Source organism: Vibrio sp. 11986-1-5 (assembly GCF_963878025.1).
Classification (GTDB): Bacteria; Pseudomonadota; Gammaproteobacteria; order Enterobacterales; family Vibrionaceae; genus Vibrio; species Vibrio injensis.
Genome location: NZ_CAWNVW010000052.1, coordinates 38,468 through 54,137, shown reverse-complemented (window position 1 = coordinate 54,137; position 15,670 = coordinate 38,468). Strand labels below are relative to the sequence as shown.

Genomic DNA, 15,670 nt, shown 5'->3' with positions numbered 1-15,670 from the left:
CTGTATCGCAGTCTGAGATAAATAAAAACGCCCACCAAACGGTGAGCGTCGTTAATATCAATGAACCTGAGCTGATCACACCTTGAAGACGGTGATTTTTCGATCCAACTCTTCAGCATTATTTTGCATCAACTCAGAAGTTTCCAGTAACTCACTGACTACCGTGACCGAAGCTTCAACCAATTCTCTTACGTTGGTGATATTTTGATTGATCTCTACCGCGACACTGCTTTGTTGTCCCGCTGCTGTCGCAATCTGTAAGTTCATCTCATTGATGAGTTTGACTTGTTGAACAATACCGTCCAACTCTGTGCCGGCATTGGTGATTAATTCAACGCCATCAGCGGCTTCAACGACACTCTTTTCCATTAAATCCACCGCCGAGTTAGCGCTGCTTTGTAGATGGCTAATCATATCTTGAATTTCAACCGTCGCCGTCTGAGTACGCTGAGCTAAGTTACGAACTTCATCAGCAACCACAGCAAAACCGCGCCCCGCTTCGCCAGCACGAGCGGCTTCAATCGCGGCATTTAACGCCAATAAATTGGTTTGTTCAGAAATACTTTGAATGGTACCAACCACACTACCAATCGCAACCACTCGCTCTTCAACTTGATTTACGGCTGAAGCTGAAGCGGCAATATCTTTTGATAACTGATCAATTTTACGAATGGTTTTTTGGACAAACTGCTGCCCCGTCGCTGCACTATGAGAAGCGGTCTCGGTTAATGAAGACGCACTTTGCGCGTGATCGGCGACCGTTTGTACCGTTGACGACATCTGATTCATTGCCGTGGCTATTTGATCAATTTCATGGAACTCTTCCTGCGCGGAGTCTTTCGTCTCTGACATGCTGATCGTCATGACTTCCGTCAAGGTGGTTAATTCTTGTGATGTAGTGATCTGCACTTTAATTAAATCTTGCAATTGGCGACGAGTTTTCTCTAACTCACGAGCAACATCACCATACTCATCTTTACAGTCCATAAAAATAGGTTCGGATAAATCACGTTCAGCCATCTGCTTGATTGACTGATTGAGAAACTGGGTTTGACGTAACATCACTCGTGCGGCAAACATCAGTAATGAAATAAAAGTGACAATCATAAACCCAGTTTGCCAAATGACTTGGACGATGTAGGTATCATAATGCAGTTTGGCAATTTCCGTGCTTTGAGTCGCAGCAAGTAAAGAGTCATAGAACAAGCTCGCATCCCACAGTTGCTTGCCGATCACTAAAATCGTACTAAAAAACATTAGCATGACCATTTTAGGGATCAAACGTATGTCTGTGATCACCCGTTCCCACGGTTTAAATGCCATCCTCGCCATGACTGATTCTCCACTCCGTTTTTAATGCTCGCCCATCATGGTTGTGATGCCCACCTACCACGTATGAATTATTTCGAGCTTCGTATGAAATTAATACTATCAAAAACCAGCGGCTCTCGATGTGTATTACCTCGCGAATTTGCAGATTGATGGTGTGATTTGTCTAAGCCGATGGATTATGCATTACACCCTCTCTAATGCAGTATATATCCAACCATCACCGTTTTTATCGGCGACACATCAAATGGCTACAATGGAATAAATCAGCGGTTGCGCTATTTGTGAGTTAACTCTAGTTTTTCAACCAAGAAGGGAGTAATGGAGAAATGGAATGAAAGTGGCACATTCCCGAAGCAAAAGTTCAGGAATGTGCTTGATGAGTGTAGACACTATTCACGCCAGTAAGGCGTCGCTTCTATGCCAATACGACGCGTTTGCTCCATGGCGTGCAAAATCGAGTTTTCTTGACGATTAAGCCAACGGGTTAACTGCTCTTGATCTTGTTCATCTTGTAACAGATCAAGCAGTTGCTCTAACGTTTTTAAGGTTAATAAGTCATCGATACCATGTAATAAATCAATCCATGGCATCCGAAACGCTAAACGTTGCTCAACATCATATAAACGAGCAAAACTGACCCCAGTATAGAGTGCACGTATCAAACGGTATTGCTGTTCAATATAATCGTCGGCAGATAAAAGTTGCTCTAATGGAAACACTTCGACCAACTCCGCCCACACTCGATCGAGCTGTTTAACCGAGAAAGGTCCGACTGGACGAGCCATCCGTTCACGAGCTTTATCATCTAAAAATGGCTGCCATCCTCGAGTTAAAATCCAACGACTCAAATCAAGCAGTAATGCCGTATAACGAGCACTGTGCAACAGTTTTAATGACGCATCACGTTGAGGTAAAGTTTCTTGACGCAGCTTAAGCTCAGCAACTAAAAACTTGCGTGCATCTAGCTTACGTAATGCATAGCCCTTATCTTTGAGTAAGTCTTCTAGGTAGTCGTACTGTTTTAACCACGCCAATTCACCATCTAACCACTTAAGCTCTTGGCGTAAAATAGCACTGGCTCGGCGTGGCACAATACCACCGTATACGGTAAGCAGTTGACGAATAAAACTTATTGCATGACGAATCTCGTGCAAAGCCGCAATCGAGTCGCGTTCCGTATAGATTTGTTCATGACGATGCCAATGGGCAAGAGCGTGCTCAAGTGAGCGAATCAAACAAGATTCTACATTATCATCACTGCGAGTATTGACGAGAGTGATCCCTTGAACGTCGTCTCCCTCGTCGCCCATCGCTAAACGATAACCTTTTGCCGCTTTGCTCTGGTTACCTAGTCGCATTCCACCTTGTTCAGACAAGTGACGAGCAAGCAAAAATAGCGCATCTATCTGCCCCGATTTCAGCTCTAATTCAACCTCACAAATCGGCGTTTGTTTATCGCCAGCTTCAACAACACCTTGATCAAAAGCAACTTCAATTTGGCTACCATCACTCATGGCCACTAGCCATTGTTCACGAGTGAAATTGGTCGAAAATAGAGCTATCAATTGAGATTGCAGCGTTTCAGCATCGCGTCCTTGAGGCCAAATATCGTCAGGGTGCAACGTTAAATCGGGTTGATTGCAGGTGTGCTCTGCATTGTATTCCGGTCTTTGATGCAGGCCCGCCACCACTCGCCCTGCCGTTTTAACCGTTTGCACGTACACCTCATCAAAACGACGAATACGCAGCCCAATATCGTGTTGACGTAACCAATGGTCAGCAGAATCAAAATAGGTGTTACCCAGTTGCCGACAATGGTGCTGAAGCACTTTAGTTTCGGAAATTTTATTACGCAAAACGTCTGAAAAATCAGGAGAAACAAAAAACTTCAGTTCTATCTCGGTTTCCATAGTTATACCTTTCACAGCAGATAGCGACAGGATATTGCCTAATAGACAACGGGGCAAGTGAGAAATATCGTCCTATTGATGATCTAAAACAGTTTTAATGATTCTATTATTAGGTTACCATGCGCGCCTTTATAGCCAACGCTCAACATTTCACCAGGCTATCATGGTGTCTGTTCTTTCTCGGTTATAGTAATTAGGTTGAATGACCATGCCAGTAAATACCATTATGGGGTTATTTGCAAAGTCCCCCATTAAGCCTTTGCAACGACACGTTGTGTGTGTCAATGAATGCTGCTCACACCTGATCAACTTCTTTGAAGTTTGTGCTCAAGGTGATTGGGAAAAAGCCGCAGAAATACGCGCACAAATTTCTCATTTAGAGAAAGAAGCCGACGTGTTAAAACGCGAAATCCGTCTGAAACTCCCCCGCGGTCTGTTTCTGCCGGTTGATCGCACTGACATGCTTGAGCTTCTCACTCAACAAGATAAGCTGGCAAATCTTGCTAAAGACATCTCTGGCCGTGTTTACGGTCGTCAGCTTATTATCCCTAAACCTCTCCAAGATAATTTCCTCGCTTATGTTCAACGCTGTCTTGACGCAGCAACACAAGCACAGAAGGTGATCAATGAACTTGACGAGTTATTGGAAACCGGATTTAAAGGTCGTGAAGTCACGCTTGTGGCGGAAATGATTAATCAACTGGATGTCATAGAAGATGATACGGATAATATGCAGATTCGTTTACGCCAACAATTAATGGCTATCGAATCAACCATGAATCCGATTGATGTCATGTTCTTGTACAAAATCTTTGAATGGGTCGGCGGTATCGCTGATCAGGCTCAGCGGGTCGGTGCTCGACTTGAACTGATGCTTTCCCGTTCTTAAATCATTTAAGTTAACCAAATAACTAAGAGCCATAATCGTGTTTCCCACCATTCAAGCGCTAACTATATTCTTGCGCTAATGGTTTTTTTCGTGCCTAAAAAGCACCACGATGAGTCTCCGCTTGTTATCAACAACTAGGTATTACGATGGATATCCTTGCGAACTACGGCATTGTCCTGATTATTGTTGCAGCGATCTTCGGTTTATTAATGGCCATTGGTATTGGTGCGAATGACGTCGCCAATGCCATGGGCACATCTGTTGGCTCAAAAGCGCTTACCGTTAAGCAAGCTATCATCATTGCGATGATTTTTGAGTTTGCTGGTGCTTATTTAGCTGGAGGCGAAGTTACTGATACGATTCGCCAAGGCGTTATTGATACAACCTTGTTTGCCGATCAACCAGACTTACTGGTTTATGGCATGATGTCATCTCTACTTGCTGCCGGAACATGGTTGCTTGTTGCCTCTTATATGGGCTGGCCAGTCTCAACCACCCATTCAATTATTGGTGCGATTATTGGTTTTGCGACGATTTCTGTTGGTGCAGAAGCTGTTGATTGGAGCTCCGTACAAGGCATCGTTGGTAGTTGGGTCATCACGCCATTTATTTCCGGCTTATTGGCTTACGCTATTTTTGTCAGTGCACAAAAACTGATTTTTGATACTGAAACACCACTGATTAATGCCAAGCGTTTCGTCCCCGTGTACATGTTTATTACCACCATGGTGATCGCTTTAGTGACCATTAAAAAAGGCTTAAAACATGTTGGATTACATTTGACCAATAATGAAGCTTGGATTTGCTCAATTCTGGTTTCAGGCATCGTCATGGTTATTGGTTATCTGTACATTTATAAGAAATTTGCCGATACCGAAGAAAACCATGGTTTTTCTAACGTTGAACGTATTTTCTCTGTTTTAATGGTCATTACTGCCTGTGCGATGGCGTTTGCTCATGGCTCAAACGACGTAGCCAATGCAATTGGTCCTCTAGCGGCTGTTGTATCAACCGTGGAAAGCTTAGGTAATGTCGCGTCTAAAAGTGCGATTGCTTGGTGGATATTACCACTTGGCGGTATCGGGATTGTGATCGGCCTTGCGACACTGGGACATAAAGTGATGGCAACCGTCGGAACGGGCATCACGGAGTTAACACCGAGTCGTGGTTTTGCGGCGCAGTTAGCGACGGCTTCTACCGTGGTACTCGCATCTGGCACTGGATTACCTATTTCAACTACGCAAACCTTAGTTGGTGCGGTGTTAGGGGTCGGTTTTGCGCGCGGAATTGCAGCACTTAACTTAGGTGTAGTGCGTAACATTGTTGCCTCATGGATTGTCACCCTACCAGCGGGCGCCCTACTGGCTGTTCTGTTCTTCTATGCGATTCAAGCAGCGTTTACTTAATCAATTCGTCAATCCAATGTAAACGGATTGTCATTATTGACTCAAACGCACAGAAAGGGAGGCTCAGCCTCCCTTCTTTGTTGCGCCGCACGCAGAAAGTTTTTACTATTTGTAAAACAAACCTTAAGACTGATAATACAGTCGTACATAACCCTATTGCGCGTCCATCAACGGAATGAGAAGATTCAAAACTCTCAAGCGCAATATTGACCATAATTAAGGGATCTACCGTGAAAAAACTCATCTGCATGGTGCTATTTTCTTTATTAGCAGCACCAGCGCTCGCTCAAGACCGTTATGTCGCAGATAAACTGTTTACCTATATGCATTCGGGCCCAAGTAACCAGTTTCGTATTATTGGATCGATTGATGCGGGAGAGAAAGTCAAACTGCTCAACACCAATAAAGAGACTGGTTACAGTCAAATTGTCGATGAACGAGGACGTAATGGTTGGATAGAAAGCCGCTTTGTAACTCGTGAAGTCAGTATGGCAGTTCGTCTGCCACAACTTGAAAAAGAACTTAAAGAAGTAAAAAACCAACTCGCCAATGCTCGCCAAAATGCCGATAGTGAAAAAGCGGGACTGGTCGATTCACTCGAAATTCGTAACAAACAAATCGCCGAGCTAGAACAAAGTTATGGTGATATCAGTCAACAACTGATTGCTTCACAAACTGAAATCCGTGAACTGCGAGCTCGCCTCGATACCCAAAAAGAAGATTTACTCTTAAAGTACTTTATCTATGGCGGTGGCGTTGCTGGTGGAGGCTTATTGTTTGGCCTAGTGCTGCCACACATTATTCCTCGCCGTAAGCGTAACCCTGCCGGATGGGCATAATTGCACGATTAACGGTCACCGAAGGTGGCCGTTTTTTTCTTCGCACCTATTCATCTCAGTAAGGAGTCTTAGTGCAAGTTTATCTCGTCGGTGGCGCGGTGCGCGATCAATTACTCTCTTTACCTGTACATGATCAAGATTGGGTGGTCGTAGGCAGTAGTCCAGAACAGATGCGCCAAGCAGGCTATCAAGCGGTCGGTAAGGATTTTCCTGTCTTCTTACACCCGAAGACAAAACAAGAGTATGCTCTGGCTCGTACCGAGCGTAAAACAGGGGCTGGCTATACAGGGTTCGCTTGTTATTACGCCCCGGATGTGAGCATTGAAGAAGATCTCGCTCGACGCGATCTGACTATTAATGCCATAGCACAAGATAACACTGGTAAGCTGATCGATCCCTATGGTGGCCAAAGAGACTTGCATAACCGTCTATTACGCCATGTTTCTGATGCTTTTATCGAAGATCCACTTCGTGTCCTTCGGGTCGCACGTTTTGCCGCAAAGTTAGCACACCTTGGGTTTACCATTGCTAGCGAGACCATGCAATTAATGACACAGATCGCTCAATCAGGGGAACTCGAGCATTTAACAGCCGAGCGCATCTGGCAAGAGTGGCATAAATCACTTTCCACCGCCAATCCAGAGGTCTTTCTCTCTACACTGCGCGAATGTGGGGCTTTGGCGATCATTCTACCAGAGATTGACCGCTTATTCGGTGTCCCACAACCCAAACAGTGGCACCCTGAAATAGATACTGGAGTGCACACGTTAATGGTCGCCGCACAAGCGGCAACACTCTCTCCCTCTATTGCGGTGCGTTTTGCTGCGCAAGTACATGATGTCGGTAAAGGCGTAACACCGCAAAGTGAATGGCCAAGCCACAAAATGCACTGTCATACCGGGGTTAAGATTATTAACGCGTTATGCGAACGTATCCGTATTCCTAATGAGTGCAAAGCGCTAGCATTATTAGTCTGTGAGCAGCATTCAAACATTCATCGAGCGGCAGAGCTTAAAGCGATCACCAAACTTAAAATACTCGACAAACTCGATGTCTGGCGTAAACCAGAACGTTTATATGATGTTTTACTCTGTTGTCAGGCGGATCACGCAGGTCGATTAGGCTGTGAAGGGAATGCTTATCCACAACGTGATCTCTTTCTTAATGCTTATCAAGCGGCTCTAAGCGTCGAGGTACAGCAGGTGATCGCTGATGGTTTTCAGGGTAAAGCTATTAAAGAAGAGCTTAACAAACGGCGAATAAAAGCCATTAGCGCGGCGGAATAAGCCCTACTCTACCGGCCTTGTTCCTATCTTCAATATAAAAAAACGCCCTGCTAGGCAGGGCGTTCTCTAAGCAATGCTACTAAGCCGTATCCAAAAGGATTACGCTTGGCCTTTCACTTCTTTTAGACCGTTGAAAGGAGCACGACCAGCGAGTGCTTCTTCGATACGGATCAATTGGTTGTATTTAGCAACACGGTCAGAACGGCTCATAGAACCCGTCTTGATTTGACCTGCAGCAGTACCTACCGCTAGATCAGCAATCGTTGCATCTTCAGTTTCGCCTGAACGGTGAGAGATAACTGCAGTGTAACCAGCATCTTTCGCCATCTTGATAGCTGCCAATGTTTCAGTTAGAGAACCGATTTGGTTAAACTTGATCAGGATTGAGTTAACAATACCTTTCTCGATACCTTCTTTCAGGATCTTAGTGTTAGTTACGAATAGATCGTCACCCACTAATTGTAGCTTGTCACCAAGTAGTTCAGTTTGGTGCTTAAAGCCAGCCCAATCAGACTCATCAAGACCGTCTTCGATAGATACGATTGGGAACTTGTTCGCTAGTTCAGCTAGGTAATGGTTAAACTCTTCTGAAGTGAAGGTTTTACCTTCACCTTTCATGTTGTAGATACCAGCTTCTTTATCGAAGAACTCAGATGCAGCACAGTCCATCGCTAATGTGATGTCTTTACCTAACACGTAACCTGCAGCTGCTACCGCTTCTGCGATAACTTCTAGCGCTTCAGCGTTAGATTTTAGGTTAGGAGCAAAACCACCTTCATCACCAACAGCAGTGTTGTAACCTTTAGATTTTAAAACTTTAGCTAGGTTATGGAACACTTCTGCGCCCATACGTACCGCTTCTTTTAGCGTTTTTGCGCCAACAGGTTGGATCATGAACTCTTGAATATCAACGTTGTTATCAGCGTGCTCACCACCGTTGATGATGTTCATCATAGGTAGAGGCATAGAGAACTGACCAGGAGTACCGTTCAATTCAGCAATGTGCTCATACAAAGGCATACCTTTAGCGGCAGCAGCTGCTTTCGCGTTCGCTAGTGACACAGCAAGAATCGCGTTTGCACCAAATTTAGATTTGTTTTCAGTACCATCAAGGTCAATCATCACTTGGTCAATCGTCGCTTGGTCTTTTGCATCTTTACCGACAAGAGCATCGGCAATTGGACCATTAACTGCAGCAATCGCTTTAAGAACACCTTTACCTAGGAAACGAGACTTGTCGCCGTCACGTAGCTCAAGCGCTTCGCGAGAACCAGTAGAGGCACCAGATGGAGCAGCTGCCATACCAACGAAACCGCCTTCTAGGTGTACTTCAGCTTCTACCGTTGGGTTACCACGTGAGTCGATGATTTCACGACCTAGAACTTTAACGATCTTAGACATTAATGTTTCCTCTCATTGAATTTAAATGTCAAAACTAAAAGGATAGCCGCACAACTTAAGCCGCTATCCATATCCTTTTACTTCAATTCACCGCGTTGGAACTGACCGGCTGCTTTCACAAAACCTGCAAATAATGGATGACCATCACGAGGCGTTGATGTGAATTCTGGGTGGAATTGAGCCGCAACAAACCATGGATGAGCAGGGTTTTCAATCACTTCCACCAGTTTCTTGTCAGCTGACAATCCAGACACTTTCAGGCCTGCTTTTTCAATTTTTGGACGAAGATGGTTATTGACTTCGTAACGATGACGATGACGTTCATGAATCGTCGCGCTGCCGTAAAGCTCATAAGCTTTAGTGCCTTTCGCCAAATGGCAAAGCTGCGAACCTAGACGCATGGTGCCGCCCAAATCGGAACTTTCGGTACGCTCTTCTACGTTACCTTCACCATCAACCCATTCGGTAATTAAGCCTACCACAGGGAATGGGGTTTCTTTGTTAAATTCTGTTGAATGCGCGCCTTCCATACCGGCGACATTACGTGCGTATTCAATCAACGCCACTTGCATCCCTAGACAGATACCTAAATAAGGGACATTATTTTCACGTGCATATTGAGCGGCAAGAATTTTACCTTCAATACCACGATCACCAAAACCACCAGGAACCAAAATAGCATCTACGCCTTGTAAGATTTCAATGCCTTTGGTTTCAACATCTTGCGAATCGATGTATTTGATATGCACGCTTAAACGATTTTTAAGACCTGCATGTTTCAGTGCTTCGTTAACCGATTTATAAGCATCCGGTAACTCGATGTATTTACCGACCATACCAATCGTGACTTCACCTGTTGGGTTAGCATCTTCATAAATGACTCGTTCCCATTCAGTAAGATCGGCTTCTGGAGCGGTAATACCAAAACGTGCACATACCAAGTCATCTAAACCTTGTGACTTGATAAGCTGAGGGATTTTGTAGATTGAATCAACATCCTTCATCGAGATAACGGCTTTTTCAGGCACATTACAGAACAGAGCTATCTTCTTACGTTCATTCGCTGGGATCACTCGATCACTACGGCAAACAAGGATGTCTGGTTGAATACCAATTGAGAGTAATTCTTTAACCGAATGTTGGGTTGGCTTGGTTTTTACTTCACCAGCAGCAGCAAGATAAGGCACTAACGTTAGATGCATAAACATCGCACGCTCGCGACCCACTTCAATGGCTAATTGACGAATGGCTTCCATAAAAGGTAAAGACTCGATATCACCCACGGTACCGCCGACTTCAACAATTGCGATTTCATGGCCTTCAGAGCCAGCAAGAACACGATCTTTGATCGCATTGGTAATATGAGGAATAACCTGAATCGTTGCACCTAGGTAATCACCACGACGCTCTTTACGCAATACATCAGCATAAACACGACCAGCAGTAAAGTTATTGCGCTTGGTCATTTTGGTACGAATGAAACGTTCGTAGTGACCAAGGTCAAGGTCAGTTTCAGCGCCATCTTCCGTGACAAACACTTCACCATGTTGGGTTGGGCTCATTGTGCCTGGATCAACGTTGATGTAAGGGTCAAGCTTCATCATGGTCACTTTAAGACCACGAGCTTCTAAAATCGCCGCAAGCGATGCTGCTGCAATACCTTTACCTAGAGAGGATACAACCCCGCCAGTAACAAAAATATAATTTGTTGTCATGTTTAACCTGAAATTGGTTGAATGAGGGAAATGGATTTCTTCTGGACGGGATAAAACTATACCAGAACCCATTTATCGCCACAACGTGAAATCTATCACACTCAGTTTTTTATTTTTTGCTTCAAATCAAACAGATTGAAGTCGGTGCTTTTTCTTTGCTCACCATGGTTGATTAACTCGCTCAAAATGACGCAGTAAGAAGATCCATGCGATACATGGAGTCAACGAACCTTTCGCTCTTGTCTTTTTACTTGTTCCCATAACGCATCTAACTCATTTAATGTCAGGCTGGTTAACGGTTGCTGAGCTGATGATGCTAATTGCTCTACAGCTTGAAAACGACGTACAAACTTATGATTGGCTTTATTTAAGGCCAGTTCAGGATCCTTACCTAAATGACGAACCAAATTCACCGTCGCAAACAGTAAATCTCCCAGCTCTTCCTCTAACTTTTGCTCATCAACGGGCACTTGCAGTGCTTCCGTCATGACTTCATCCAACTCTTCCTGCACCTTCTCCGCCACAGGGCCGATACTTGCCCAATCAAAACCAAATTGAGCGCATTTTTTTTGGATTTTGTTCGCGCGAGACAAAGCCGGTAACGCCTGTGGTACTGAGTCTAGAATACTTTGTTCTGTTTTGCCTGCTTGCTGCTTTTCTTTACGTTTTTCGGCTTGCCAATGGGCGTTGAGTTGCTGCTCATCGGCAAACTTGGCGTCAGAAAAAACATGCGGATGACGGCGAGTGAGCTTTTCATTAACGGTGTCTACCACATCAGAAAAATCGAACAAACCTTGCTCTTTAGCAAGCTGGCTATAAAAAATCACTTGGAACAGTAAATCACCGAGCTCTTCTTGTAAGTTGGGCCAATCTTGCTGGACAATCGCATCGACGACTTCATAGGTTTCTTCGATGGTATGCGGAATAATCGTCTCAAAGGTTTGTTGTTTATCCCATGGGCAGCCATGCTCTTTATCACGTAACTGCGCCATAATCTGTTCAAGTTGTACAATAGGATGAGACATATTTTCTCTTTCTTGATACGTCATAACGAGGTCAATGAACATCATCGCACCTCGTTATTGAAGGGTGAATCAACAACATTACGCTATCGCGATTCGCACTAATGGTCGCGGGGCTTAACCCAATCGTTTGACGAGCATGACATCTTTGATCTGCTCTGTGCGTTTGATGATCCGCTGTAGAACTTCAACACTGTTCACCTCTAACTCAAAGTCCATGATCGACAATTGACGTTTATAATCACTGCGACTTTTCATGCTGATCACTTTCACTTTCTCGTTAGCCAGTAATGTGGTGATGTCTTTTAATAATCCACTACGCTCCATCGCTTCAATACGTAACGTTAAGCGATAAGTTCCAATAAAACCTCGTCCCCACACGGTATCAATGATTCGCTCAGGCGCATGGTGAATCAGTTCTTCAAGTTGCTCACAATCGCTACGATGTACCGAAATACCACGCCCTTGAGTGATGTAACCACGAATGTCATCACCAGGGATCGGCTGACAGCAACGAGCAAGATGGGTCATTAAATTATCTACCCCTTGCACCACGACTGCATCCTTATGAGTGGTTTGAGTCGTTGTCGCTTTTACTTCACCCGCTAATTTTTCTAAGGCGAGTTTATCCTCTTCTTCAGCGGTAGGCTTGTTAACTAAGGCATTGATATGGTTGATTATTTGATTGATGCGTAAATCACCACTACCGACACCCACATACAACTCATCGGCACTGTTAACATTGAAACGCTTTAATGCGTACGCTTCAGCGTCTTTTAACTTAGCACCAATTTTTGCTAATTCATTTTCGAGAATTTCACGTCCCGCTTCGAGATTTTTTTCTCGGCTCTGTTTACGGAACCAAGCATTAATTTTAGCGCGAGCTCGACCAGAATGAACAAAGCCTAATGACGGGTTTAACCAGTCACGTGAAGGATTTGGCTCTTTGGCGGTAATAATTTCGACTTGGTCACCCATGTGTAATTTATGGGTAAACGGCACGATACGCCCTGCGACTTTAGCGCCAATACAACGATGGCCCACTTCTGAGTGAATATGGTACGCAAAATCGAGCGGTGTGGCGCCCATCGGTAAATCGACGACGTCACCACGAGGTGTAAAGGCATAGACCCGGTCGTCAAAGACTTGACTACGCAGTTCATCAAGCATTTCACCAGAATCCGACATCTCTTCTTGCCAATCAAGCAGCTTACGCAGCCAAGTGATTTTCTCGTCATAGCCACTACGCGCAGCCGATGCCCCTTCTTTATATTTCCAGTGCGCGGCAACGCCAAGCTCAGACTCTTCATGCATCTGTTTAGTTCGGATCTGAATCTCTATGGTTTTGCCTTCGGGGCCTAAAATCACCGTATGGATCGACTGATAACCATTAGGCTTCGGGTTAGCCACATAGTCGTCAAATTCGCCCGGCAAGTGTTTATACTTAGTATGCACGATGCCCAATGCGGCGTAACAATCTTGCAATTTATCAGCGATAATTCGCACCGCTCGCACATCAAATAGCTCGTCAAAGGCGAGATTTTTCTTCTGCATTTTGCGCCAAATGCTGTAGATATGTTTAGGGCGACCACTCACCTCGGCATTGATATTTAACGCTTTCATCTCTTGGCGTAGATCATTGACGAAATCACGGATATATTGCTCACGAACGATACGCCGCTCAGAAAGCTGTTTAGCGATTTGCTTATAAGTGTCCGGTTGTTGATAACGAAACGCGTAATCCTCAATTTCCCACTTGAGCTGACCAATCCCCAAACGGTTGGCCAATGGCGCATAAATATTGGCACACTCTTTCGCGGCTGCGCGACGCACTTCATCGGGCTGATCTTTCACTTCGCGTAAGTTACAAATACGTTCCGCTAACTTAATCACCACACAACGAAAATCATCAACCATCGCTAACAGCATACGTCGAACATTATCAACTTGTGCCGATGCTTCACTGCCCTGCATGGTGATATTGAGCTGACCAATCGCCGCCATCTCTTCGACCCCATGAATCAACTTGATGATCTCTTTGCCGTAATGCTCTTCAAGTTCTTCTTGATCCAGCAAACCGCTGGTGGCAATTGGAAACAGTAGCGCTGCCACTAAAGTGGCTCTATCCATCGACAAAGTGATCAAAATTTCGATCATCTCACGCCCACGCCATAGCAATATTGGGCCTTGAGAATGGCCATCAAGCCAATGCTCACACTGACGATAGACTTCCGTTAGCCTTACCGACGTTTTGCTCTCTTGCTGTAAACTAGCAATCCATTTTTCTAGTTCAAACTGTTCGTCTGGGTTTAAATGTGCGCTACGAACTGCAACCATAGAGATAATCCTAATTTTTTAGATTTTAGGGTATCGACTGACTTTCGCTCCCGAAAGTTCAGCCAGTTACCGATTTTTTACAAACAAGGCCATCGACTCTAGATGGCTAGTATGAGGAAACATATCAAGCATAGCTAATTTCGCCAAATGATAACCTTGATTGAGTAAACTTTGGCTATCACGAGCTAAGGTTGCGGGGTTACACGAAACATAGACAATACGTTCCGCCGCCAGCGCCCCGAGTTGTTCAATGATCCCAGCCGCACCTGCTCGCGCAGGGTCAAGCAATATTTTATCAAACTTTTCCGCCGCCCACTCAGCCTTCGTCATATCTTGTTCCAAATTGGCTTGGTAAAACGCACTATTATTGATCTGGTTCAAATCGGCATTTTTACTGGCCACCAAGACCATCTCATCGACGCCTTCAACCCCCACCACATAGTGAGCAATGCGTGCCAACGGTAAGCTAAAGTTGCCTAAGCCACAAAAGAGATCCAATACTCGATCACTGGATTGAACGTCTAACCATTCGATAGCTTGAGCAACCATACGTTGGTTGATTGACTGATTGACCTGAATGAAGTGAGTAGGCAAAAAATGCATCGTCACTCCCGCCTCTTGGTAGTAGGGCGCTTCACCTTGTACATGCTCCAACGGCTGGTTATCCGTCAACAAATACAATGCCAATTGATGACGCTGAGCGAATTCAGACAAACGTTGTTTATCCGCACTTGGTAACGATCCTAAATGGCGTAATAAAAGCACGCTGGTATTATCAGCCTTAACCAGCTCGATATGTCCTAGTTGTTCAGGATGCTGAAAACCGCTCAATAAGGGCTTTAACTCAGCGACGCATTGATTAAGATGAGGATCCAGTACTGGGCAATCGGTAATGTTGATAATACTTTTACTCTGTTTACGCCGAAAACCAACCTGCAATTGCTGCGTTTTTTTATCCCACCATAAACTGAGCCGCGCTCGACGACGATAGCCTTTATCTTGCTCAGTGATCGGTGCCGATAATGGCACCGTTTGCTTAGCGAACTTACTCATTAAATGGCTAAGGGTCTGCTGTTTATGAGCCACTTGCGCGCCACGAGAGAGGTGCTGTAAATCGCATCCACCACACTGCTGATAATGTTGACAAAATGGCACGATACGCTCAGGACTGGGTTTAAGCACTTTGATAAGCTTTGCCCGAGAAAATTTGCTTTTACTCTCAGTGAGTTGAATTACAACTTCTTCACCAGGCAACGCTCCGTCAATAAAAATCGGTTTGTCTTGCTGATACGCCATTCCCGCGCCGAGATGATCCAGCTTCGTCACCATGACTGACTGATGTTTAGATTGAATCGAGGTATTCTTCTTCGCTTGGAAAAAACGTGCCATGCTTTATGCCTAAGTGTGATTTATAAAAAGGTTTTTGCCCCAGCATCACTATTCTGTGTGGGGAAGATTGTCGAAGCCATGACTCTTGCATTAAGCTATAGTGGCTTAGCGTTGAGAATAGACAGCTCGACAATAATAGCGATT

General features: G+C 44.7%; 11 protein-coding genes. 4 read left to right on the top strand and 7 right to left on the bottom strand.

Annotated features, from left to right (window positions below; translation table 11 throughout):
• Nucleotides 1-75 precede the first annotated feature (75 nt).
• Together AACS00_RS14420 and AACS00_RS14415 are read right to left on the bottom strand one after the other, a co-directional pair.
• On the bottom strand, nucleotides 76-1,332 hold the full coding sequence (locus AACS00_RS14420) for a methyl-accepting chemotaxis protein (RefSeq protein WP_110167810.1): 1,257 nt from the start codon (nucleotides 1,330-1,332) through the stop codon (nucleotides 76-78).
• Between the two features lie 389 nt (nucleotides 1,333-1,721).
• Nucleotides 1,722-3,242, bottom strand: a complete 1,521-nt coding sequence (locus tag AACS00_RS14415) for a CYTH and CHAD domain-containing protein (protein ID WP_110167809.1) — start codon at nucleotides 3,240-3,242, stop codon at nucleotides 1,722-1,724.
• 208 nt (nucleotides 3,243-3,450) lie between these two features.
• On the opposite strand from AACS00_RS14415, the gene AACS00_RS14410 reads away from it, so the two are divergent.
• The 4 genes from AACS00_RS14410 to AACS00_RS14395 all read left to right on the top strand — a co-directional run bounded on the left by AACS00_RS14410 (nucleotide 3,451) and on the right by AACS00_RS14395 (nucleotide 7,662).
• Complete coding sequence (locus AACS00_RS14410; protein WP_072671447.1) at nucleotides 3,451-4,131, top strand: TIGR00153 family protein; 681 nt, start codon at nucleotides 3,451-3,453, stop codon at nucleotides 4,129-4,131.
• 146 nt (nucleotides 4,132-4,277) lie between these two features.
• Nucleotides 4,278-5,537: an inorganic phosphate transporter gene (locus tag AACS00_RS14405; RefSeq protein WP_072671448.1), complete on the top strand. Its 1,260-nt coding sequence runs from the start codon at nucleotides 4,278-4,280 to the stop codon at nucleotides 5,535-5,537.
• Between the two features lie 230 nt (nucleotides 5,538-5,767).
• Entirely contained in the window at nucleotides 5,768-6,376 is a 609-nt protein-coding gene (locus AACS00_RS14400) for a TIGR04211 family SH3 domain-containing protein (RefSeq protein WP_072671449.1), read from the top strand.
• A gap of 71 nt (nucleotides 6,377-6,447) precedes the next feature.
• Complete coding sequence (locus tag AACS00_RS14395; protein ID WP_110167806.1) at nucleotides 6,448-7,662, top strand: multifunctional CCA addition/repair protein; 1,215 nt, start codon at nucleotides 6,448-6,450, stop codon at nucleotides 7,660-7,662.
• 99 nt (nucleotides 7,663-7,761) lie between these two features.
• Here the strand turns inward: AACS00_RS14395 and eno are convergent, their stop codons facing one another.
• The 5 genes from eno to rlmD form a co-directional block, all read right to left on the bottom strand.
• Nucleotides 7,762-9,063 (bottom strand): phosphopyruvate hydratase, encoded by a 1,302-nt coding sequence (eno, locus tag AACS00_RS14390; protein ID WP_072671451.1) that lies wholly within the window; start codon nucleotides 9,061-9,063, stop codon nucleotides 7,762-7,764.
• Between the two features lie 77 nt (nucleotides 9,064-9,140).
• Nucleotides 9,141-10,778 carry a CTP synthase gene (locus AACS00_RS14385; RefSeq protein WP_072671452.1) on the bottom strand — a complete coding sequence of 546 codons (1,638 nt, stop codon included), beginning with the start codon at nucleotides 10,776-10,778 and terminating at the stop codon, nucleotides 9,141-9,143.
• Between the two features lie 221 nt (nucleotides 10,779-10,999).
• Nucleotides 11,000-11,803 (bottom strand): nucleoside triphosphate pyrophosphohydrolase, encoded by an 804-nt coding sequence (mazG, locus tag AACS00_RS14380; protein WP_110167881.1) that lies wholly within the window; start codon nucleotides 11,801-11,803, stop codon nucleotides 11,000-11,002.
• Nucleotides 11,804-11,917: 114 nt separating this feature from the next.
• Nucleotides 11,918-14,137, bottom strand: coding sequence for a GTP diphosphokinase (gene relA, locus AACS00_RS14375; protein ID WP_110167805.1), 2,220 nt, complete (start codon nucleotides 14,135-14,137; stop codon nucleotides 11,918-11,920).
• Between the two features lie 66 nt (nucleotides 14,138-14,203).
• Complete coding sequence (rlmD, locus tag AACS00_RS14370; RefSeq protein WP_110167804.1) at nucleotides 14,204-15,526, bottom strand: 23S rRNA (uracil(1939)-C(5))-methyltransferase RlmD; 1,323 nt, start codon at nucleotides 15,524-15,526, stop codon at nucleotides 14,204-14,206.
• Nucleotides 15,527-15,670: the final 144 nt, after the last annotated feature.